General features: G+C 37.8%; 21 protein-coding genes, 1 tRNA gene, 3 rRNA genes and 1 pseudogene. 4 read left to right on the top strand and 22 right to left on the bottom strand.

Features of this window, described 5'->3' with window-relative positions:
- Positions 1–104 precede the first annotated feature (104 nt).
- The 6 genes from ACYUJ6_RS16310 to ACYUJ6_RS16335 form a co-directional block, all read right to left on the bottom strand.
- Positions 105–848 (bottom strand): peptidylprolyl isomerase, encoded by a 744-nt coding sequence (locus tag ACYUJ6_RS16310; protein ID WP_461843746.1) that lies wholly within the window; start codon positions 846–848, stop codon positions 105–107.
- Between the two features lie 103 nt (positions 849–951).
- A tRNA-Phe gene (locus tag ACYUJ6_RS16315) sits at positions 952–1,027 on the bottom strand.
- Between the two features lie 13 nt (positions 1,028–1,040).
- Positions 1,041–1,157: ribosomal RNA gene (rrf, locus tag ACYUJ6_RS16320) — 5S ribosomal RNA — on the bottom strand.
- A gap of 167 nt (positions 1,158–1,324) precedes the next feature.
- Positions 1,325–4,220 (bottom strand): 23S ribosomal RNA (locus ACYUJ6_RS16325).
- A gap of 744 nt (positions 4,221–4,964) precedes the next feature.
- Positions 4,965–6,475: ribosomal RNA gene (locus tag ACYUJ6_RS16330) — 16S ribosomal RNA — on the bottom strand.
- Together the 16S, 23S and 5S rRNA genes with 1 tRNA gene alongside form the textbook arrangement of a ribosomal RNA operon.
- 780 nt (positions 6,476–7,255) lie before the next feature.
- On the bottom strand, positions 7,256–8,395 hold the full coding sequence (locus tag ACYUJ6_RS16335; RefSeq protein ID WP_461843747.1) for a pyridoxal-phosphate-dependent aminotransferase family protein: 1,140 nt from the start codon (positions 8,393–8,395) through the stop codon (positions 7,256–7,258).
- Between the two features lie 220 nt (positions 8,396–8,615).
- On the opposite strand from ACYUJ6_RS16335, the gene ACYUJ6_RS16340 reads away from it, so the two are divergent.
- Positions 8,616–9,215 (top strand): uracil-DNA glycosylase, encoded by a 600-nt coding sequence (locus ACYUJ6_RS16340; RefSeq protein ID WP_461843748.1) that lies wholly within the window; start codon positions 8,616–8,618, stop codon positions 9,213–9,215.
- A gap of 6 nt (positions 9,216–9,221) precedes the next feature.
- Here ACYUJ6_RS16340 and ACYUJ6_RS16345 read toward each other — a convergent pair whose 3' ends face one another.
- The 6 genes and pseudogenes from ACYUJ6_RS16345 to tnpB form a co-directional block, all read right to left on the bottom strand.
- Entirely contained in the window at positions 9,222–9,647 is a 426-nt protein-coding gene (locus tag ACYUJ6_RS16345; protein WP_461843749.1) for a VanZ family protein, read from the bottom strand.
- A 48-nt stretch (positions 9,648–9,695) separates the two neighbouring features.
- Entirely contained in the window at positions 9,696–10,664 is a 969-nt protein-coding gene (locus ACYUJ6_RS16350) for a zinc-binding metallopeptidase family protein (protein ID WP_461843750.1), read from the bottom strand.
- Between the two features lie 25 nt (positions 10,665–10,689).
- Entirely contained in the window at positions 10,690–11,694 is a 1,005-nt protein-coding gene (locus ACYUJ6_RS16355; protein ID WP_461843751.1) for a M42 family metallopeptidase, read from the bottom strand.
- Positions 11,685–12,716 (bottom strand): M20/M25/M40 family metallo-hydrolase, encoded by a 1,032-nt coding sequence (locus ACYUJ6_RS16360; RefSeq protein ID WP_461843752.1) that lies wholly within the window; start codon positions 12,714–12,716, stop codon positions 11,685–11,687. Before ACYUJ6_RS16360 ends, ACYUJ6_RS16355 begins: the two co-directional genes overlap by 10 nt.
- A gap of 31 nt (positions 12,717–12,747) precedes the next feature.
- Positions 12,748–12,906 (bottom strand): annotated as a pseudogene (locus tag ACYUJ6_RS16365) (GNAT family N-acetyltransferase); the annotation flags it as partial.
- Positions 12,907–13,018: 112 nt separating this feature from the next.
- Positions 13,019–14,125, bottom strand: coding sequence for an IS200/IS605 family element RNA-guided endonuclease TnpB (gene tnpB, locus ACYUJ6_RS16370; protein ID WP_461842395.1), 1,107 nt, complete (start codon positions 14,123–14,125; stop codon positions 13,019–13,021).
- 95 nt (positions 14,126–14,220) lie between these two features.
- Between tnpB and ACYUJ6_RS16375 the strand changes: the two genes are divergently transcribed.
- Both ACYUJ6_RS16375 and tnpA read left to right on the top strand, forming a co-directional pair.
- The gene (locus ACYUJ6_RS16375) at positions 14,221–14,394 is read left to right on the top strand and encodes a hypothetical protein (protein WP_461843753.1); all 174 of its coding nucleotides are present in this window, start codon (positions 14,221–14,223) and stop codon (positions 14,392–14,394) included.
- Positions 14,360–14,701, top strand: a complete 342-nt coding sequence (gene tnpA, locus ACYUJ6_RS16380) for an IS200/IS605 family transposase (RefSeq protein WP_242977743.1) — start codon at positions 14,360–14,362, stop codon at positions 14,699–14,701. The genes ACYUJ6_RS16375 and tnpA overlap by 35 nt, the downstream gene beginning before the upstream one ends.
- Positions 14,702–14,854: 153 nt before the next feature.
- Here tnpA and ACYUJ6_RS16385 read toward each other — a convergent pair whose 3' ends face one another.
- The 5 genes from ACYUJ6_RS16385 to ACYUJ6_RS16405 form a co-directional block, all read right to left on the bottom strand.
- Positions 14,855–15,127, bottom strand: a complete 273-nt coding sequence (locus ACYUJ6_RS16385) for a GNAT family N-acetyltransferase (protein WP_461843754.1) — start codon at positions 15,125–15,127, stop codon at positions 14,855–14,857.
- Positions 15,128–15,907: 780 nt separating this feature from the next.
- Positions 15,908–16,516: a TetR/AcrR family transcriptional regulator gene (locus ACYUJ6_RS16390; RefSeq protein WP_461843755.1), complete on the bottom strand. Its 609-nt coding sequence runs from the start codon at positions 16,514–16,516 to the stop codon at positions 15,908–15,910.
- Positions 16,517–16,656: 140 nt separating this feature from the next.
- Complete coding sequence (locus tag ACYUJ6_RS16395; RefSeq protein WP_461843756.1) at positions 16,657–16,791, bottom strand: hypothetical protein; 135 nt, start codon at positions 16,789–16,791, stop codon at positions 16,657–16,659.
- Positions 16,792–16,969: 178 nt separating this feature from the next.
- On the bottom strand, positions 16,970–17,095 hold the full coding sequence (locus ACYUJ6_RS16400) for a hypothetical protein (protein WP_461843757.1): 126 nt from the start codon (positions 17,093–17,095) through the stop codon (positions 16,970–16,972).
- A 45-nt stretch (positions 17,096–17,140) separates the two neighbouring features.
- Complete coding sequence (locus ACYUJ6_RS16405) at positions 17,141–17,278, bottom strand: hypothetical protein (protein ID WP_461843758.1); 138 nt, start codon at positions 17,276–17,278, stop codon at positions 17,141–17,143.
- Between the two features lie 342 nt (positions 17,279–17,620).
- Here ACYUJ6_RS16405 and ACYUJ6_RS16410 point away from each other — a divergent pair, with 342 nt between their 5' ends.
- The gene (locus tag ACYUJ6_RS16410) at positions 17,621–19,072 is read left to right on the top strand and encodes an MDR family MFS transporter (RefSeq protein ID WP_461843759.1); all 1,452 of its coding nucleotides are present in this window, start codon (positions 17,621–17,623) and stop codon (positions 19,070–19,072) included.
- Positions 19,073–19,461: 389 nt separating this feature from the next.
- Here ACYUJ6_RS16410 and ACYUJ6_RS16415 read toward each other — a convergent pair whose 3' ends face one another.
- Genes ACYUJ6_RS16415 through ACYUJ6_RS16435 form a run of 5 tightly spaced genes read right to left on the bottom strand, consistent with a single transcriptional unit; the run spans position 19,462 to position 21,427 of the window.
- Positions 19,462–19,632 carry an FtsX-like permease family protein gene (locus ACYUJ6_RS16415; protein ID WP_461843760.1) on the bottom strand — a complete coding sequence of 57 codons (171 nt, stop codon included), beginning with the start codon at positions 19,630–19,632 and terminating at the stop codon, positions 19,462–19,464.
- 27 nt (positions 19,633–19,659) lie between these two features.
- Positions 19,660–19,965, bottom strand: coding sequence for a LiaI-LiaF-like domain-containing protein (locus ACYUJ6_RS16420; RefSeq protein WP_461843761.1), 306 nt, complete (start codon positions 19,963–19,965; stop codon positions 19,660–19,662).
- Complete coding sequence (locus tag ACYUJ6_RS16425) at positions 19,958–20,482, bottom strand: hypothetical protein (RefSeq protein ID WP_461843762.1); 525 nt, start codon at positions 20,480–20,482, stop codon at positions 19,958–19,960. Before ACYUJ6_RS16425 ends, ACYUJ6_RS16420 begins: the two co-directional genes overlap by 8 nt.
- Entirely contained in the window at positions 20,463–20,921 is a 459-nt protein-coding gene (locus ACYUJ6_RS16430) for a hypothetical protein (protein WP_461843763.1), read from the bottom strand. Before ACYUJ6_RS16430 ends, ACYUJ6_RS16425 begins: the two co-directional genes overlap by 20 nt.
- Positions 20,918–21,427, bottom strand: a complete 510-nt coding sequence (locus ACYUJ6_RS16435) for an RNA polymerase sigma factor (RefSeq protein ID WP_461843764.1) — start codon at positions 21,425–21,427, stop codon at positions 20,918–20,920. Before ACYUJ6_RS16435 ends, ACYUJ6_RS16430 begins: the two co-directional genes overlap by 4 nt.
- Positions 21,428–21,612: the final 185 nt, after the last annotated feature.

The raw sequence follows: 21,612 nt of genomic DNA on the forward strand, positions 1-21,612 counted from the left end.
AGGAAATACTTTTCTTCCCTATCTAAGATTAATAGGCATATTTGCCTGCTGCTAAATATGCCTGTTAATCCTAAATAGGTTCATTTAAAGTTGAAAATAGAATATTATTTAATCTCTACTTTATATTTATTTTTCAAATTCTTAGTGAATTGATCATATTTAAATGCCTGTCTCTCTTGTAGCAATCCTCTTTTAATCGCATCTTTAACTTCGTCAAAAGTTTTTATTGAGACTTCTTCCTTTTCTTCAACCTTTATGAGATGATATCCAAATTGAGTTTTTACAGGCTCACTTATTATTCCTATTTCCAGCTGAAAAGCTGTATTTTCAAATTCAGGCACCATTTGTCCCCTTGTGAATTTTCCAAGGCTACCTCCCTGAGCTTTTGACGGACATGATGAATATTTTTTAGCAGCATCCTCAAAAGATAATCCATTCTTTATTTCTTCTAATACCTCATTAGCCTTTTCAATAGAATCTACCAATATATGTTTTGCAGTTATACTTTCAGGATTTTTATACATACTTCTATTAGCCTTATAATAATCTTTAACTTCATCATCTGTGACTTTAACATCTTCCATAATCTTAGCCACTGCCTCTTGAGTTAATATTTCCTTTTTAGCTGCTTCCAATTTAGCCAGATAATTTTTATTCTTTTCCATTTGTTCATCTTTAGCATAATTATAGATGAGTTCAAAAGATATAATTTCATTCAGTAATTGTTTTCTTCCATTTTCAGTATTTAAATACTGCTGTCTTTCCGAAGGAAATCTTTTTATGGTATTTTGTAAATCATCTTCAATTATTTCTACACCATTGACAATTGCCAGCACATCTTTTTGCATATATTTTCTCCTTAATATTATTATACTTTATTACTAATTATGACATAATTTTTATGTTTTTTCCATATAAAAATTAAAAGTTCCAGATAAACTCTGAAACTTTTGGTGGCCAGACCAGGAATCGAACCAGGGACACGAGGATTTTCAGTCCTCTGCTCTACCGACTGAGCTATCTGGCCATATAACATATATATCTGGCGGCGACCTGCTCTCCCACAGGGCCTCCCCTGCAGTACCATGGGCACTGTGAAGCTTAACCTTCCTGTTCGAAATGGTAAGGGGTGTTACCTTCACGTTATTACCACCAGATGCTGATTTGTCAAAATCTTCGATTTTGGTAACGAATCAGTACTCCTCAGCTTTAGCTGAGTGAGTTTCATTATATAGCTTTATTCTTCAAACTTCTATCTCTGTTCTATGAACTTTGATATATTGTCCTCTGAAAATTGCACAGTAAATATTTATCCATATTGTTTTTGGTCAAGCCCTCGACCTATTAGTATCAGTCAGCTTAACATGTTGCCACGCTTACACCTCTGACCTATCACCTTGTGTTCTTCAAGGGGTCTTACCAGCTTTCGCTGTGGGAAATCTTGTCTTGAGGGGGGCTTCACACTTAGATGCTTTCAGTGTTTATCCCTTCCCGACTTAGCTACCCAGCTGTGCTCCTGGCGGAACAACTGGTTCACCAGAGGTCAGTCCATCCCGGTCCTCTCGTACTAAGGACAGCTCCTCTCAAATTTCCTGCGCCCGCGACGGATAGGGACCGAACTGTCTCACGACGTTCTGAACCCAGCTCGCGTGCCGCTTTAATGGGCGAACAGCCCAACCCTTGGGACCTACTTCAGCCCCAGGATGCGACGAGCCGACATCGAGGTGCCAAACCTCCCCGTCGATGTGAACTCTTGGGGGAGATCAGCCTGTTATCCCCGAGGTAGCTTTTATCCGTTGAGCGATGGCCCTCCCACGAGGTACCACCGGATCACTAAGACCGACTTTCGTCCCTGCTCCACCTGTATGTGTCGCAGTCAGGCTCCCTTATGCCTTTGCACTCTCCGAAGAATTTCCAACCCTTCTGAGGAAACCTTTGTACGCCTCCGTTACTCTTTTGGAGGCGACCGCCCCAGTCAAACTGCCCACCTAACATTGTCCCGTTGCCAGTTTCATGGCACCCGGTTAGAATTCCAGTACTGTCAGGGTGGTATCCCAACATCGACTCCAAAATGGCTGACGCCACTCCTTCCATGTCTCCCACCTATCCTGTACAGACAATACCGAAATTCAGTGATAAGCTACAGTAAAGCTCTACGGGGTCTTTCCGTCCAATCGCGGGTAGCAAGCATCTTCACTTGCATTTCAATTTCGCCGGATTTGTTGTCGAGACAGTGCTCAAATCATTACGCCATTCGTGCGGGTCGGAACTTACCCGACAAGGAATTTCGCTACCTTAGGACCGTTATAGTTACGGCCGCCGTTTACTGGGGCTTAAGTTCTTACCTTCGCATTGCTGCTTAGTATTCCCCTTAACCTTCCAGCACCGGGCAGGCGTCAGCTCCTATACTTCAGCTTTCGCTTTAGCAGAAACCTGTGTTTTTGATAAACAGTTGCTTGAGCCTTTTCTCTGCGGCCTCTTTCGAGGCACTCCTTCTCCCTAAGTTACGGAGTCAATTTGCCGAGTTCCTTAACAACAATTCTTCCGATGGTCTTAGGATTCTCTCCTCACCTACCTGTGTCGGTTTGCGGTACGGGCACACATAAATTCCATAGAGACTTTTCTTGGCAGTGTGATATCAGATACTTCTCCTTTCGGATTCCCCTTCACAGCTCGCAATTGAATACATGGTTTTCCCTCTGTATTCTCACTCACTGCTTAGACATACCTCCAACAGTATGCACATCCTATCCTCCTGCGTCATCCCTTCTGGTCTTTTTCATCTATATGCGGTATCGGAATTTCAACCGATTGTCCATCACCTACGCCTTTCGGCCTCGGCTTAGGTCCCGACTTACCCTGAGTGGACGAACCTTCCTCAGGAAACCTTAGGTTTTCGACCAATAAGATTCTCACTTATTTCTCGCTACTTATGCCAGCATTCTCTCTCCTGTCCTGTCCACCGCTCCTTCCGGTACGGCTTCTCCCTGGACAGCATGCTCCTCTACCGCTCTTTCAAGCCCACAGCTTCGGTGGTAAGTTTTAGCCCCGGACATCTTCGGCGCATGACCTCTTGACTAGTGAGCTATTACGCACTCTTTAAATGAATGGCTGCTTCTGAGCCAACATCCTAGTTGTCTTAGAGATCACACTTCCTTTTCCACTTAACTTACACTTCGGGACCTTAGCTGGTGGTCTGGGCTTTTTCCCTTTTGACCACGGATCTTATCATTCGCAGTCTGACTGCTGAGATTCAAGTTTATGGCATTCGGAGTTTGATAAGGTTCAGTAACTGTTGTCAGCCCCTACCCCATTCAGTGCTCTACCTCCATTACTCACTCTCAACGCTAGCCCTAAAGCTATTTCGAGGAGAACCAGCTATCTCCGGGTTCGATTGGAATTTCTCCGCTATCCACAGCTCATCCCATGGTTTTTCAACACCATTGTGGTTCGGTCCTCCACGAAATTTTACTTCCGCTTCAACCTGGCCATGGATAGGTCACCCGGTTTCGGGTCTACAACATACAACTTCCCGCCCTCTTCAGACTCGGTTTCCCTCCGGCTCCATACCTTAAGTACTTAACCTTGCTGCATATCGTAACTCGCTGGCTCGTTCTACAAAAAGCACGCCGTCGTACTTTATCGTACTTCGACTATTTGTGGACACACGGTTTCAGATTCTATTTCACTCCCCTCCCGGGGTTCTTTTCACCTTTCCCTCACGGTACTTCTTCTCTATCGGTCACCAGGTAGTATTTAGCCTTGGGAGGTGGTCCTCCCTGCTTCCCACAAGGTTTCTCGTGTCTCGTGGTACTCTGGTTCAGGTCTCGCAGTTCTTCCTTTTCACTTACAGGGCTGTTACCTTCTGCGGCTCAACTTTCCAGTTGTATTCAATTAAGTCTTCCCTGCTTTTATGACCTGACCTCAACCCCAGAAACAAGTTTCTGGTTTGGGCTCTTTCCCTTTCGCTCGCCGCTACTTGGAAAATCGATGTTTCTTTCTCTTCCTCCGGGTACTTAGATGTTTCAGTTCCCCGGGTCTGCCTCTGCATATCTATTTATTCAACATGCAGTACCCAGCGTTGTCTGGGTGGGTTTCCCCATTTGGATATCTCTGGTTCACTGGCTATTTGCGCCTACCCAGAGCTTTTCGCAGCTTATCGCGTCCTTCTTAGGCTCCTGGTGCCAAGGCATCCTCCATGCGCCCTTTGTAGCTTGACCTTTAGTTTTAAAATTGCCATTAACTTCGTCCAGCTGCGTCAAATACCTCACTCCGGTACTCATTTACACTAGTAAACTCCGTTCCTCCTTCGGTATTTTCCTTGCTGTACTCGTTACTATCAATTTTCTTAAAAATTACTATCAGCTTCACAATACTGCGTTAAAACCTTCCCTTCGGTGCTCATTTACATTAGTAAACTCTGCTCCTCACTCAGGTTTTTCCTTGTGTTGTCCGCTGCTATTAATTTTAATTACATTGGTTCTCAGTTATAACTTACGTCATAACTTACAAATAAGTATAAACTAGTTATACTTATATACTACAAAGGTTATTTCTAACCTTAGCTTTGTTTCTAAAATTGATATTAGCTTCACATTTCTGCTCGTTACTATCAATTCTTTTATTTCTTATTTACTGTGCAATTTTCAAAGGACAAATTTTTTTTCAATTCACAGTGTATAATTTACACTGCACAATTGAATTAAAGAATTCAATTGTCAATTGTCAATTCTTAATTGTCAACTGACTTATGATCCTTCAAAATTAAACAGAATAAAGCGGATTACCTTACATAGATTAAACCATTAAAAATCGCTATTAACTTCGCATTTCTTCGTCAAGTCTTTCACTGTGGTGCTCACTTACACTAGTAAGCTCTGCTCCTCGCTCAAGCCTTTCCTTGATCTGCTCATTACTACCAATTTTTTTAAGACAATCATTACAATCATCTTTCGACTCCCTAGAAAGGAGGTGATCCAGCCGCAGGTTCTCCTACGGCTACCTTGTTACGACTTCACCCCAATCACTAACCCCACCTTCGGCCGCGTCCTCTTTCGTTAGACTACGGACTTCGGGTGTTGCCAGCTCTCATGGTGTGACGGGCGGTGTGTACAAGGCCCGGGAACGTATTCACCGCGACATGCTGATTCGCGATTACTAGCAACTCCAGCTTCATGCAGGCGGGTTTCAGCCTGCAATCCGAACTGAGAGTAGTTTTTGAGGTTTGCTCCACCTTGCGGTCTTGCGTCTCGTTGTTCCTACCCATTGTAGCACGTGTGTTGCCCTGGACATAAGGGGCATGATGATTTGACGTCATCCCCACCTTCCTCCGCGTTAACCGCGGCAGTCTTGTTAGAGTGCTCATCTTACTGTTAGCAACTAACAACAGGGGTTGCGCTCGTTGCAGGACTTAACCTAACATCTCACGACACGAGCTGACGACAACCATGCACCACCTGTCTCCCTGCCCCGAAGGGCTTCTCTTATCTCTAAGATATTCAGGGGATGTCAAGTCCAGGTAAGGTTCTTCGCGTTGCTTCGAATTAAACCACATGCTCCGCTGCTTGTGCGGGCCCCCGTCAATTCCTTTGAGTTTTAATCTTGCGATCGTACTTCCCAGGCGGAGTACTTATTGTGTTTACTGCGGCACAGAAGGGGTCGATACCTCCTACACCTAGTACTCATCGTTTACGGCGTGGACTACCAGGGTATCTAATCCTGTTTGCTACCCACGCTTTCGTGCCTCAGCGTCAGTTACAGTCCAGAGAACCGCCTTCGCCACTGGTGTTCTTCCTAATCTCTACGCATTTCACCGCTACACTAGGAATTCCGTTCTCCTCTCCTGCACTCCAGACACCCAGTTTGAAATGCACTGCCCGGGTTAAGCCCGGGTATTTCACATCTCACTTAAATGTCCGCCTGCGCACCCTTTACGCCCAGTAATTCCGGACAACGCTTGCCACCTACGTATTACCGCGGCTGCTGGCACGTAGTTAGCCGTGGCTTCCTCATCTGGTACCGTCATTATCGTCCCAGATGACAGAGCTTTACAATCCGAAAACCTTCTTCACTCACGCGGCGTTGCTGCATCAGGCTTTCGCCCATTGTGCAATATTCCCCACTGCTGCCTCCCGTAGGAGTCTGGACCGTCTCTCAGTTCCAATGTGGCCGATCACCCTCTCAGGTCGGCTACGCATCGTTGCCTTGGTAGGCCGTTGCCCTACCAACTAGCTAATGCGCCGCGGGTCCATCTCAAAGCGGATTACTCCTTTAAAGTACCATCCATGTGAATCATACTTGTTATGCGGTATTAATCTCCCTTTCGGGAGGCTATCCCCCTCTTTGAGGCAGGTTACCCACGTGTTACTCACCCGTCCGCCGCTAATCCACTCCCGAAGGAGCTTCATCGCTCGACTTGCATGTGTTAAGCACGCCGCCAGCGTTCGTCCTGAGCCAGGATCAAACTCTTAATTTAAAAGTTTATATGGCTCTGTTTAAAATTGCCATTAACTTCGTCCAGCTGCGTCAAATGCTTCATTCCGGTGCTCATTTACGTAAGTAAACTCTGCTCCTCATTCAGCCTTTTCCTTGCTGTACTCGTTACTGCCAATTTCAGGCTTATTGCCTCTTTAGAAAATTAATACTAACTTCGCATTTCTTCGTCAAACCCGACCCTGCGGTGCTCATTTGCTTAAGTAAACTCCGCTCCTGGTTCAAGGTTTTCCTGGAACTGCTCGTTATTATTAATTTTAGATACATTACGCTAAGTATGTATAACATCATAAATGATGCTTTACTACTGAACATAACATACAAAATATTACGAAATTACTTTCTTTGCTGCTGCTGCAGCTCAAAAGAATTGCTGGTTTATTCTTATATAAGTTTTCCTTATATTTTATTCTGTTTAATTTTCAAGGATCATCTTCAATTACCTGCCATCTCTTTAGACAGCTTTTATAGTATATCATCTGTATTTCTCTTTGTCAACATGTTTTTTTAAATTCTTTAAGTTTTTTTAAACTTGAAATTTTATAAAACATCCAAGATATCTGCCTGTCAAGCGTATATCTATTTGCGACAACATTTGATATTCTATCATATTTTGTCCTATTTTCCTTAAAATATACATTCATTAGACTAATTTATCTCTTATTTACCACTTATAATATATCTTTTTCTCCAATATCCGCATACTGACACACCGGGTTATGTTGATTTTATCAAGTTCATCATTACACATTTTATAAGACACTCACACATTAATCTCTTTCAAAAAACAGTATGCCATATCACATTCAGATTTGAATCCAAAATGCTCTAAAGCTTTCTGGAGGGAATATAAAGTATAACTCACTATATCTTCTCTTGCATTTTCTCCCATATGTCCTATTCTAATTACCTTCCCTTCTAGATATCCAAAAGAACCCGCTATTAAAACATTAAAATTGTCTATCATATATTTCCTCAGCTGTTTTTCGTCTATGCCCTCTGGAATTTCAATAACACTTACAGTATTGGAATACCCTTTTTTTATATACAAGTTTAATCCCGCTTTTTCAATAGCCTTTCTTACACTCCTGCCAATTTTATCATGTCTCTTCAAAACGTCCTCATCCCCCAAAACATTATCCACTGCTGTTTTTAATGCAGCTATATCACTTATAGGAGGGGTATATGGAAACCACTTATTTTCATAATACTTCTCCCAAATTAATAAATTGCAATAAAAAGATTTTATAGGACTCTTTCTATTTTTCATTGCAAGAAAAGCATCCTGACTAATACTGAGCAGAGAAAGTCCCGGAGGAGCCGAAATACACTTCTGGGATGCTCCCACCACTATATCTATATTCCAATTATCAACTTCCAAATTTTCTCCTGCCATGGCAGACACACTATCCACTAAAGTTAATATTCCTTTTTCTTTAAGCATAGGACATATTTTTGATATATTATTCAATACCCCTGAAGGAGTATCACAGTGAACAACTGTGGCATATTTAAAATTGCTATCCTTATCTAAAAATCTTCTTAAATCTTCTACATTTATTTCTCTTTTCCTATCTCCTTTAAAAAATACAACTTCCCCGTCATACAATTTTACTAAATCTGCAAATCCTTCTCCAAATATTCCATTGTCAATTACAAGCACCCTATCTCCCTTTTCTGTAAGGGAGGCACATGCAGCTTCCAATCCAAGCATACCTTCACCGCACAATATTCTAACCTGGTTTTTAGTTTTTAAAAGTTTAGCTATATTTTCACAAGTTTCCTTATAAAAATCATAGAATTGAATATCTAAATCAGGATTTGTACATCTCATACTTCTGGTTAATCTTACGTTTTCCCTAACCTCTGTAGGCCCTGGTGTCATTATATATGGAACTTTCAACAAAATCACTCCCTTATTAATTTTACTAGAATTATATCATCTGTATTTTTATTTACAAAATGTATGAGTACAATTATTTAACCAGCATATAATTTATTTTATTGGAGAAATATATATTTATGCAATTATATCGAAAATAATAGAAACTTCTGCTTACATGTCAGCTCTGTGCTAAAATATAAGAAAATATAATTAATCTTGGTCAGAAAGGAAACCTCTTATGAATAATATTGAAGAAACACTTACAAGAAAAATTAAAGAGATATGTGAAAGCTACAATGGTAGTCCAACAAGTGGATATATTTCAGGAGACGGTCCTATTCCCTGTGATATATTATTTATAGGCGAAGCTCCCGGAAAAACAGAAGTACAACAGGGAAAACCTTTTGTCGGCATGGCTGGCAGAACCTTTGAAAAGTATTTGAATTTAATTGGTTTGAAAAGGGAAATGATTAGAATAACAAATACCTGTTTTTTCAGGCCTATTAAAATAAATGAGGGCAAAAATGGCAGGGAAACTATAAGCAACAGGACTCCAAAAGCTTCTGAAATACAACTCTTCAAGCATATATTAAATGAGGAAATTGAATTGGTGAATCCTAAAATAATTATAACTTTGGGAAATACACCTCTAAAAAGATTCACTGAATTTAATTCTATAGGCCAATGCCACGGAGATGTTTATTTTAATGAAAATCTTAAAAGATACATATTCCCTATGTACCACCCCTCTGCCTTAACTTATAACAGAAATGAAAATTTTCAATCCATATACAAAAAGGACTGGGAAAAATTAAAGGATGCTCTAGATAATTTTTAGAGCTCCTTAATTGCTTTTTTTTTTGTGAATACAATAACATATTAAAAAACCTGTAATTCCTCCCATGGTATCTATTATCACATCTCTTATCCTCCCCGTTCTCCCTGGTACAAATAATTGATGAATTTCATCTGAACAAGAATATAAAAAAACCACTGCAATTAAAAAAACAGCTAATTTTTTAAATTTGAAATTTTCCTTCACCGCATTGAATAACAATACTGCCAATATAAAATATTCCAAAAAATGAGAAACCTTTCTCACTATGAAATTAGCTAAATTTCCAAACACATTATTTAAATTTAAACCCAAAACCTGAAATATATATATGACAAATTCACTTTTTCTATTTGATACAATTGCCTTCTGACTGGAAAAAACAAATATGCCCACCATCCATAGTACTACTAAAATCCATTTAAACTTTTTCATATCATATTTAAAACCTTTCTCTACCCTTCATAATAATATACTCAATTTCTATATGAGCTCGTTAAAACTTCCCAATTGATTTAATACTTTTATAGTATTTTCTATATCGTTAATAGAAACCATTTCTGAAGTAGAATACTTATATCTGCAGGGTATTGCAATCTCCCCGGTTCTTATGCCAATCCTTTCCTTGTGAACTAATTCTCCCTCAGATTTATCTGTACTTATACTATATTGGAGCTTTACCTCAACTTTTCTCGCTGCATTTTCTAATATATCTTTTATATCCTTATGCATTATAAGGGAATTATCCATAATCTTCAGTACAGGACCTTCCCCTATATTTACATTAGTATTTACTTTCTCTGCATTTTTCGCATCTTCAGTACCTATAACTATACAATAATCAGGATTTATACTATTTGCCGCAATTCTCGCCCCTATACCTCCAACTTCACCCTGAGAAGCAAATACAAAATCAATTTCAGCTCCTTCCACTTTGATTTCCTCTATAAGTTTTAAAAGTACATAGCACCCTACTTTATTATGTAAAAGAGGACTTATAACATTATTATCACCTACATTTAAATATGGACCTACAAGAGATGCCATATCACCTTCATTTACTTTCTTAGATGCCTCTTCTTTTTCTTTTACTCCTATATCAACAAACATACCCTTGGAAGAGGTATATATTTTACCCAATGTACCATTGTCAAATCTTATAAAGCTGTGTGATATATCCTTTTTATTAAAATTGCCTATATTATTCACTCTGATCATTCCATCATCATCTATATGATTCACTATAAATCCCACCGAATCCATATGGGAACATAACATAATTTTATTTTCACCAGATCCTAATTTCACTATTACATTTCCTATATTATCTTCATGTACTTCCTGACTGATCTTATTTAAATGATCCTTTATTACCTGTTTCACCTCATCCTCTTTGCCGCTGATTCCAAAAGAATTAATTAATTTTACCAAAAGTTTATCCAAAGTCCTCACCTCTCTATATTTTAAATAACCTATACTATAATTCTTCCAAATAGCTCTTTAGCAGAACCAAAATATTTTCGTAATCAATTTTGCTGCACACAGAAATATTAGAATTCATATATCTACAAGGTATTAGTACTGCCGCAATTTTACAGCTACCAACTGTAAGACGAACTGCCTTAAGTTCCCCTTCCCCCTTGGTATCTCCAACTTTTTGATAGGGTATGCCCACACTAACTGCTTTATTTCTAATAGATTCTACAATATCCTTGTCAAATATGGATTCTCCTCCCTTAAAGGGTATGGCAGGACCGCCTGTTAATTGAATAGTTCTTAAATATCCCGGTACTTCCAATCCATCCGTACTGTTTACAGCATCTAAAATTATGACTATATCAGGATCAATATTGTAAGCTGCTGCATAAACTCCTCTTTGCCCTATATTTCCCTGCACACTAAATACACCATATAGATCACATTTATAATCCTCTTTTAATAATTCCATGAGTATGGAACAACCCATTCTATCATCTAGTGCCCTTCCCTTTAAAAGGTTATCTCCAAAGTAAAAAAAATTATTATCAAATACTGCAGAGTCTCCTAATGAAATAATCTTTTTACATTCTTCCTTAGAGGAAACCCCTATATCTATACACATATTCTCACAGGATAGACTTTTATTAACTTCCTCTTTGCTTTGAAGATGTATTGGCTTTATTCCTATAACTCCCGGCACCTTTTTATGTCCAATCAAAATGGTTTTGCATGGCAGTGAATTTTTATTCAGAGTACCTAAAGTTGAAAATCTCATAGTACCGTCTTCATTGTAAGCCGTTATTATAAGACCTAATTCATCCATATGAGAAACTACCATTATTTTGGGGGAATTGTTTCCACCCTTTTTATGAACTACTATATTCCCCATTCTATCCTGATTTACATTTTCAGTGAACACTTTTAATTCGCTCATTATAAGCTTTCCTGTCTCTTTCTCATAACCCGATGGCCCCATGGAATTGCAGAGCTTTTCTAAGAACAAAATAATCCCTCCAATTCATTTTCATTTAATTCCTGAATAAACCGTGCTAAAAGCTTTCCCGTATTCCTGATATCCCTTAAATTCACCATCTCCACAGAAGTATGCATGTATTTTATGGGAATGGATATTAAAAGGGTGGGTATTCCTCCAACAGCAGTCTGAATATCCCAGGCATCTGTTCCTGTATTTCCCGGTTCCACTTCAACCTGATAGGGAATATTATACCTATCCGCTGTTTTTATTATTCTATTTCTGAGCTTATGATGCACATTAGGTCCTATGCATATAACAGGTCCTTCTCCTAATTTATTCTCCCTGTCACTATCTCCAAATTTTCCACCGTCAAAAGTCACATCAATTGCAATACCTATGTCCGGTTTAATTTCATAGCTTGCCATCTTAGCTCCCCTATGACCCACTTCCTCCTGGCAGGAGCATACAAAATAAACATCCAGATCTGAATTAACATTTTTCAATTCATCTGCACATACATATATAGCTGCAATGCTTGCCCTATTGTCTACGGATTTACAACATACATTATCATTTAAAAGCTCAATCATATCTCTCTTCAAGGTGATGTAATCCCCTATTTTGACTAAATCATTCAATTTTTCTGAACTATATCCAGTTTCTATATATAATTTTTCCATTCTGACTCCGTTATTATCTTTATCATTATACGTAGGCTTCAATGCTATAATTCCCCCTACATCTTCTTTCCCGTGAATAATAACTTCCTGAGATACAAGGCTTTTAGGATCTATTCCCAAGGCTTTAAACTTTATAAACCCTTCATCTGAAATTTCATTAACCATTAAAAACACTTCATCAGCATGGGCCATTATCATTATTTTATTAGAAGTTTTACCTTTTTTATGTATATAAATATTATTTAATTTACTCATGGTTATATGTCCAAATTCCTTAAAATTATCTTCTATAATAGAATACAGCCAATCTTCTCTTCCACTGGGTGCATGAGCTTCACAAATCATTTTTAGAAAATCCAAGTCCTTCATTTTCTTACCTCCAGCCAAATATATTGATAGTTTAATTATAGCATACTATTTTACTTCTTCCTTCCATTAAAACTACATCATGCCATACTCCATTACTCATTTTAGCTACTCTCTCTTTTATACCAATTTCTCTAAATCCACATTTTTTATGCATTGCTATACTGGCTATGTTTTCTCTTATAATAGCAGAATGTGAACTTACCCCACCCACAAGGGGATGGGGCTTCCTGCTTCTTCGACCTCGCAACCTACTATCTCCACAGGCTTAATTCCGATAGTTCCTACCGTATTTATCTACAGGCTTACGCCACTGATATTTTTAGTTCTTTCAATCCTTGCTTTAGAATATTTTTACTTGCATTGGTATCCCTATCGTGTTTGCTATCGCATTTAGGACATATCCATTCCCTTATGTTTAAGTCCTTTACTTCTGCATTTTGATAGCCACATACCGAACATAATTGACTTGAAGGGTAGAAAGTATCTATTTTATGTACAGTTCTACCATACCATTCAGCCTTATATTCAAGTAGTCTTGTGAACTCCGACCAACTGCAATCACCTATTCTTTGTGCTAACTTTTCATCCTTCATCATGTTTTTTACATTCAAATCTTCAAGAATTATAATTTGATTTTCTTTTATAAGTTTCAAAGATTCCTTATGCAAAAAATCTGCTCTTTGATTGGCAATTTTCTCATGGATTTTTGCAAGTTTAACCCTTGCTTTATGATAATTCTTACTTCCTTTAGTTTTACTGCTTAATCTTCTTTGAACCTTAATCAAATTCTCATAAGACTTTTGAAGATATTTAGGATTTTCTATAGTTTCCTCATTGGACATAGCACAAAATGACTTTATACCTACATCAATGCCTATTGCATTAGAATTTTGAGGTAGTTTTTCACTTTCAATATTGGTGCAACAAATGGAAACAAAGCACTTATTCGAAGGGGTTCTACTTACCGTAACATTAAGTATTTTACCTTGAATTTCTCTATGTTTTTTAAACTCTATCCAACCAATTTTAGGTAGTTTAATTTTATTGCCTTCAATTTTGATGTTATCATTAACCATTTGAGTTCTATAACTTTGATTATGATTATGTTTACTCTTGAATTTAGGGAAGCCACTACCCTTAAAGAAATTCTTATATGCTTTATCCAAATCTCTCAAACTCTGTTGAAGTGATATTGCGTCTATTTCTTTAAGCCATTCATGTTGACTTTTAAGGCTTTTCATATCGTTGGCACACTCAACATAAGACATGGATTTCCCTTCACTTTTGTATAAGTCTATCTTCTTTTCAAGATAGTGATTATATACAAATCTACAAGAGCCAAAAGTCTTACTTAATATTATTTCTTGTTCTTTAGTTGGTACTAATCTAAACTTGAAAGCCTTTTCCACAATATCACTTCGTTTCTCATATAGTTCATGTAGTTATTATACAACATCATTGAAGCAGCGTCAACTATATGGTATAGTTTATATGAGGTGATAGCATGGCAAGAAAAAGCATTAATACAACTTTAGATGTTAATTTATATTCTAAAATTCAAATCCTTGCTCTTAAAGTAAGTGCTGAAAAACAAACTAAAATCAATGCTAATGACTTAATTGAGGAAGGAATGAAACTTATAATTGACAAGTACGAAGGTACTGAAAACAAAGCATAGCATTTACAATATTAATTACCACATTGTCTTTTGTCCTAAATATCGTCATAGCATTTTTAAGAATACTTTAGAGCAAGAACTCAAAAAAGTTTTTCAAATGATTTGCTTCAACTATGGTTATGAGTTATTAGAAATGGGAATAATGCCTGACCATTGTCATTTATTTATTTCTACACCTCCAACCATTGCACCAGTAGACATTGTTAAGACTTTGAAAAGTGTATCTGCACTGTATATTTTTAGAACCTTTCCAAATCTGAAACGACAAAGGTTTTGGGGTAGTGGATTATGGAGCAAAGGTTATTAGGTTGGTACAGCAGGTTCGGTATCGACTGAAACAATTCAAAGGTACATTCAAAATCAGAAGTTAGTGTAATGTTAAGTTAAGGGAGTATTGAACTCCCCTAACTTAAAGCCCTTACATCCTCGACCACAAGGGTACGAGGTTTTACAGGCTAATTTATAAAGTCCAAATACCGTTTTTTTCAGATCTTTTTATTAAATTTATCAAAAGAGCTGTTCCTACACCTTGTCTTTTATATTTTTCACCAACATAAATACTAACCTCTACAACTCCTTTGTAACAATCCCTGCTGGAAGTGAGACTTAATGCTGTCCAACCTAATGTATCATTTACCCACCGTGCAACTAACCTGCATATATTAAGATGACCTTTATCCCAACTTTCCCAAGCAGGTGCTTCAGTTTGAAATGTTGCTATACCTATTTCCAATCAGATGATCTCATTTCTTCGATATTATATTTCATTTTCTGTCCTCTTTATCATCAATTTAGTTTGTAGAACTCTGCCTTTACAAATCAAAGTATTTATATATTTTAAATATATCACAAACTTTTTATAAAATCTGATGATTTCTCACAGACAGTCTCTGCTGTCAATTAATCACAATGATCTTTCTGCAAGAGATAAAATATGTTATTATAATATAAAAGTCCAGGAGGAAATAAATTTGAAAAACAAATATTCAATAATCAGATTTATATTTGGAATATTAACAATTATATTATGCATAATTGCTTTGATATACAGCAGCACTTATAGACCTAACACTCAAGTATTAATGAATTTCATGTTCATTTGTTTAGGTATTTTTCAAATTTTAAATGGAATACATTTTTATAAGCAAAATAAAAAATCCCATGGAATACTGCTAATCTTATCAGGTATGTTTATTTTTTCTGTTATAGTTAAAATTGCAATACTTTAAGTATTTAGAATAAGCCGCAATAAATAGTATACTCGTAAGGGTTTCAGTTAAAGTCATTTTCCCAATAAAAATTCTTTGAGGTAGGTGTAACTAAAAAAATACTTATGTAAACTGCAGCAAAAGCATGTAATCCAGATTATCCTTCAACAAGAAGGGCATCTATTGTCTATCCAAGTAGTGTTATAATTTGGTTACAAGTTTGCTGAATAATAGAATTTTCCGTTATTCTGTCTTTATGTCCTCAATTTGCTTTCTCAATCATGCATTTGTGAAAAATTCTGCTATTACTGTGTTGCATGTATAATCGGCATAAAAATGTCATCTACAATCTCCGCTATGGCTTCATCGGATACGGGTTTCAGCTTTGTAATAAACTCATACTGCAGCAAATTAAGCGGCAATGAGATGATCCGGGGCGACAGTTTTTCAAGACAGACTTCACCGCGAAGTTCCGCATTTTTCAAAATCGCCGTCATAGCCGCCGTCATCTTGTTCTCTGATCTCCGCTCGATCATTTGCGGCATGGATGCAATTATATTACGCCACACCACCGGTGCCATAATAAGTCCCCTTATGGTCTCCGTACCGATTGTTCTCATCGGTTCAACACGCCCATGCAGATAGGCGTATATATCATCGCGCAGGCTCCCGGTATCCGGAATCTCATTTGTAATTTTTGGAAAATAATATTTACGTAAAGCAGCCACTACAAGCTCAGACTTATCGGACCAGCGGCGGTAAAGGACGGATTTGTTTGTCCTCGCCCGTGTTGCGACGCTCTCCATAGTCATATGCGTATAGCCAATTTCAGAGAGTTCCTCCCATGCGGCATGCAGGATCGACTCTTCAAGAACTTCCCCGCGGCGGCGTGTACCTTTCTTTCGTTCATTCATGTTTTATTTCCCTCCGAACATCAACAATAAATATACCTCTGTCGTAGGAATATTTATAAAAAACTCAAAGTTTCCTATTGACAAAGTTCTATATGTATTATATCATAGCTTTAAAAGAAACTCAATGTTTCTTATTGTGCTCATGAAAGGATGATTTTCATAAGTGCAGAAAATGTAAAACCAGCGGAAGAAGAACTCAATCCAGATATGCTCAGAGCCGCCATTATTCTAATCATAAGTGCGCTTTCACCGCTGTTCGATTCGAGGATGGTCAATGTGGCCATCCATATAATTATATTTTATATGAAAACATCCATTTTTGCTCTAATTTAAAGGCGCAAAAGGAGTGTTGTTTAGAGGAAGTAATCTTTTATCCCGGGCTTACCGTTGAAGAAAATCTGGGCATTGCCCGCCGTGTATGCAGATGCTTCCCGACCGGCGTCACAGCTACACTCATCCTGCACATTTCCTTGTATTTATGGCAACATCACTGCTCACTATGTTTGTCATTACAGTAAGTTCATTTACAGCTAATGTTACAAAGGGATATCTGGTGCCAATCAGTATAATTTTTCTCATTGTATTACTTATCAATATCGTTAATAAGTTTGTTTGGCTTTCCGCTTATATTCCGTAGACCATACCGAGGCTGCTTATAGTTGGGTCATTTATGACATTTCCACAGATGTTCCTGTTCCTCTCCGGCGTTATTATTCCCATCAGCCATTCCAGCAGCGTACTGCTGGTTTTAAGCCGCATCATGCCGACAGCCTACTGCCTCAATCTCACAGGTACCGTGGTCTATGCCGGGACACCGGAATACCATAACGTGGTATTATTTCATCCATTGGTGAATCTTGTTGTAATTATACTATTGACCGCAATTTTTTTAAGCATAGTGACTTATCTTTTCACCCGGTGGAAAACCCATGGATAGCTTTTGTTTTCATAATCCCTATTTACTATATCGGAATAAATGTATTTTTGTGGTAGAGAGATATATAGAAAACTCAAGGTTTTCTATTGACAAAATTCTATATTTATTATACTATAATTTGAAAGAAACTAAACGTTTCTTATTGTAACTATGAAAGGAGTTTACTCATGAATAAAAAAAATGTAAACCCGGCAAAAGAAAAACTCGATCCAGTCGTGATTAGGATTGCCGTTGTTCTGCTTGTGGGTTCGCTTGCGCCGCTGTTTGATTCGACGATGGTAAATGTGGCCATCCATACAATTGCATCAGATATGAAAGCAGCCGTTTCTACCGTACAGTGGGTCACTACGGCATACATTCTGACAATGGGGCTGGTCATCCCGACTACAGGGTGGGCCACCAAACGATTTGGATGCAAACAATCCTACATCTTTTCACTGGTGATTTTTTTAGCCGGCTCCATATGCACGATGCTGTCATGGAATATCGGGAGCATGATTGTCTTCCGAATCATTCAGGGTATCGGCACCGGACTATTGATGCCTGTAGTGCAGACGGAACTTGTACGGGCTTCCGGGGGACGCAACCTTGGCCGGATCATGTCCATCATCAGCGTTCCCGCTCTGCTGGGACCTATTCTCGGCCCGGTATTGGGAGGGATTCTCGTTAATGCCGCTGGCTGGCATGCCATTTTCTGGGTTAATATCCCAATCTGTATCGTAGCTATAGCTTTGGCCATATGGGGAATACCCTCCGACAAACTTTTGGATAAGAAAGCATCCTTTGATGCGGTGGGCTTACTCTTGCTTTCTCCCGCACTTGCCCTTCTGATCTACGGCATCGCCCAGATTAGCACTCACGGAGGTTTAAACAGTAGTGCAGTCTATGTCCCGCTTCTTATCGGAATTGTCCTGATGGTGTTTTATGTTGTCTATGCTCTGCATACGAAAAGGGAACCTGCTTTGGATCTGCGGCTGTTCAAATCCGTCAATTTTTCCGCTTCCAATATTCTGCTGCTTTTCAGTGGGATTACCACCAACGGAGCCTTGTTAATGCTACCGCTTTATTATCAGGAGGTGCGTGGGGCAAGCGCCCTGTATGCAGGATTGTGGCTACTTCCACAGGGTATCGGTATGCTGCTCACGAGAGGTTGGGCAGGAAAAGCGGCAGACCGTAACGGCTCGCGTAATATCGTGCTGATGAGCCTCACCGCTACTGCAATCGGTACAATTCCATTTGCTTTTGCGGGTGCAGATACGAATTATATCCTTTTGTCTATAGCCTTGTTGATAAGAGGAGCAGGGCTTGGAGGTCTGTTTATTGCAATCATGACATCCGCCCTCAATGGACTTCCAAAAGAGCAGGTTCCTCACGCCAGCATCGCCACAAGGATTTTCAACACCATCGGTGGTGCTTTCGGGACGGCTATTCTTGCCACCGTCGCCGATCACCAATTGTCGGGCCACGCTGCCACTGACCTTAATGCGGTTGCTCATTCCTTTGATGTTTCATTCTGGTGGGCCATCGGTTTTGCTGTGATTGCAGTGATCCCTACGCTGTTTTTGACAATGCGTAAAAAATCAGGATCGGAAACGACCTCAAGGGAAGCAAATTCATAGATGGACAGATAGTAGTAAAAACAGCATGAAACCATAAAAGGGACAATTTCATAAAATCAAATCAGCCAGATTGAATTGGAGGATGTTCATATGGTATGATAAAATATTTCAGTCATGGAGAAATCATATTTGAAATAATGAATTCTTTTGCAATTAATATGAAAAAAGAAACTTGATAAAAAGACAGGCGCTGCTTGTAAATGGACTGTTAATGACATAAATGAGTTAGATTATCAGTATTCCCAGTAAAGTAAACACTAAAATTACTGCAAGTATAGGTATGAGAGGAAATTCATACTCTGCATAATCGGTCCCTGCCTTTTTATTTTTAAACAGCTTAAAGCATAAATATCCAAAACCAGTTTCAAAAATCACTGACAGTAAAGAACTTATACCAACATAGTACAACCCTCTATCTGAAGCATCTGCTCCAGCTGTTTGTTTGACAGCCCCACTGTCTGGAGCATTCTATACTCTCTTTTTCCTGTAAATATGCTTGTAATCATTATATTTATGAGATTTAAAATTCCTATGAGGGCTATTATTCTCGTAAAGCTCATTGCTATTATTCCTATTGCCATATACTTCTAAAGTATAACTTTAAATTGATGGTAATTTGTGATGGCAAGCTGAATGGCTCCCATTATCATTGCAAAAATACACAACATCATTACAATGGCTATGGCCCCTATGTCATATTTTATTTTTTCATCTTTGTTTATGGCGTATGCTGCAATAATTTCTATTCCAAGTGAAATTAAAATCACAGGCCATAATGAAATTATAAAATTATAATCTATATTTTTAAATACAATATGAATTAAAAACATTGTCCCAAATACAATAAGCATGATACCTGAAGTGAATGTACCTACCCTTCTCCCCTTAATCATCTCTGTCTCTCTCCTCCCTTTTACCGATAACAAGCCTTACTCCAACTACAATTATTGCTATGCCTACAATTATTTGAGGAGCAGTCCCCGTGAAATTAACTATAGCCCTATAAACTCCAGGATCTATATATGGCTCAATAATACGCCTTATATTGTCCCATATGAGGTACATACCCATACAAACCAGAAGTATCCCAAAAAACAATCTCTGTTTTTTAAATAAATTTTTATCCAGTTTGAGCAGTTTATCTATGGAAAACATATAGTTGTCTTCTATAAGGGAAAATTCCTCCTGGGATAAGCTCTGTTTATTTATGCAGTCAAAAAAAGAGTAAAACCATATAAGGGGAAGAACAAACAAAAGAGGTCCTATGTGAAGCCAGCTGGAGAGAAATATCACAAAGAAAAATGCCGCCATAAGTGACAATCCCATCTTCATAAATCCCATATACATATGACCTGCACCTGGCAGGAAAGAAAAGACAATGGTCAAAAAATTACTTTTTTTCGTTTTCATTATTAAATACCTCCATATCAATTATTCTATTTGTAAAATTATCCAGTTTCATATTTATGGAATTCACTGCTGTAAATTTAGGTGATTTTATTTCCATTGTCTTCATAGTAGTATTGGCCATAAAATTGAGGGTACTGGAAAACACAAATACAAGTGCTATGCATGCTGCAATGGATATTCTTAGTGAGTAAAAGAAAAACTGCCTATTCTTCTCATATTTCCTGTTTATTCTATTTTTCACTTCTTCCTCAAATCCATATGGCACTTTTAGAAAGTCATCTTGCTGAAAGCTGTCTGCAAGTTTTCCTGCACACTTTTCACAGTTCCCTATATGTTTTGATAAAACAGCAAGTTCCATATCGCTTAGACGTCTCTCTTTAAACCTTTTTATAGATAAATCCTTAATATGTCCATCCCTATTAAATAAACCATCATTCAAATCAACTCCTCCTTCCATAAAATTTTAAGAAGTTTTTTTGATCTATACAATCTTGTCTGAAGTGTTTTTAAATTTTCTCCTGTATCTTTTGCCATATCTGAAAGTTTCATGTTTTTACAAAAATAATTTACTGCCACGGTTTTGTAAGGTTCTTTCAATCTAGTACACAGATTATATATTTTCTTGTCACTATACTTGTCTAGCATATTTTTTTCAGGGGAATCTCTATTATCCTCTATGTATTTGTAATCCTCACAGGTAAAATTCCTCACTCTTCTTTCAGGACTTTTCATATAATCTCTGCATTTGTTCACTGCAATTTTAGCAACCCATGCCTTAAAATTCTTTTCATCAAATTTATTCAAATTTTCATAAGCAGTTAAAAAAGTTTGCTGTGCAATGTCTTCTGCATCAAAATAATTTTTTGTAAAAGAAAAGCAGATGGTAATGATTAAACGTTCATATTGTGCTATGTAATTTTCAAATTCATTTTTTTGAATAGTCATCACCGCCTTTTTTATCCTTACATTAATATAACGATTTATAAATAAAAAACACTTCAACAATTTCAGCTTTTATGTAAAATACGTTTTAGTTTATAAACTGTAAATTTTATAATACCCATTTTATGATACAAGTACAAAATTCCAGTCTTCAAATAATAAAGAGGTTCAATTATGAAACTTTTCTT

The organism is Clostridium sp. JNZ X4-2 (assembly GCF_054889485.1).

Bases quoted from the DNA above. Each gene is read 5' to 3' on its own strand.
- ACYUJ6_RS16410 (WP_461843759.1), top strand. From the start codon at position 17,621: ATGAATAAAAAAAATGTAAACCCGGCAAAAGAAAAACTCGATCCAGTC.
- ACYUJ6_RS16375 (WP_461843753.1), top strand. From the start codon at position 14,221: ATGGCAAGAAAAAGCATTAATACAACTTTAGATGTTAATTTATATTCT.
- ACYUJ6_RS16435 (WP_461843764.1), bottom strand. From the start codon at position 21,427: ATGACTATTCAAAAAAATGAATTTGAAAATTACATAGCACAATATGAA.
- ACYUJ6_RS16425 (WP_461843762.1), bottom strand. From the start codon at position 20,482: ATGAAAACGAAAAAAAGTAATTTTTTGACCATTGTCTTTTCTTTCCTG.
- ACYUJ6_RS16400 (WP_461843757.1), bottom strand. From the start codon at position 17,095: ATGAGAAAAATTATACTGATTGGCACCAGATATCCCTTTGTAACATTA.
- ACYUJ6_RS16420 (WP_461843761.1), bottom strand. From the start codon at position 19,965: ATGATTAAGGGGAGAAGGGTAGGTACATTCACTTCAGGTATCATGCTT.
- ACYUJ6_RS16405 (WP_461843758.1), bottom strand. From the start codon at position 17,278: ATGATGCGGCTTAAAACCAGCAGTACGCTGCTGGAATGGCTGATGGGA.
- ACYUJ6_RS16345 (WP_461843749.1), bottom strand. From the start codon at position 9,647: ATGAAAAAGTTTAAATGGATTTTAGTAGTACTATGGATGGTGGGCATA.
- ACYUJ6_RS16360 (WP_461843752.1), bottom strand. From the start codon at position 12,716: ATGAAGGACTTGGATTTTCTAAAAATGATTTGTGAAGCTCATGCACCC.
- ACYUJ6_RS16310 (WP_461843746.1), bottom strand. From the start codon at position 848: ATGCAAAAAGATGTGCTGGCAATTGTCAATGGTGTAGAAATAATTGAA.
- ACYUJ6_RS16390 (WP_461843755.1), bottom strand. From the start codon at position 16,516: ATGAATGAACGAAAGAAAGGTACACGCCGCCGCGGGGAAGTTCTTGAA.
- ACYUJ6_RS16415 (WP_461843760.1), bottom strand. From the start codon at position 19,632: ATGAGCTTTACGAGAATAATAGCCCTCATAGGAATTTTAAATCTCATA.
- ACYUJ6_RS16340 (WP_461843748.1), top strand. From the start codon at position 8,616: ATGAATAATATTGAAGAAACACTTACAAGAAAAATTAAAGAGATATGT.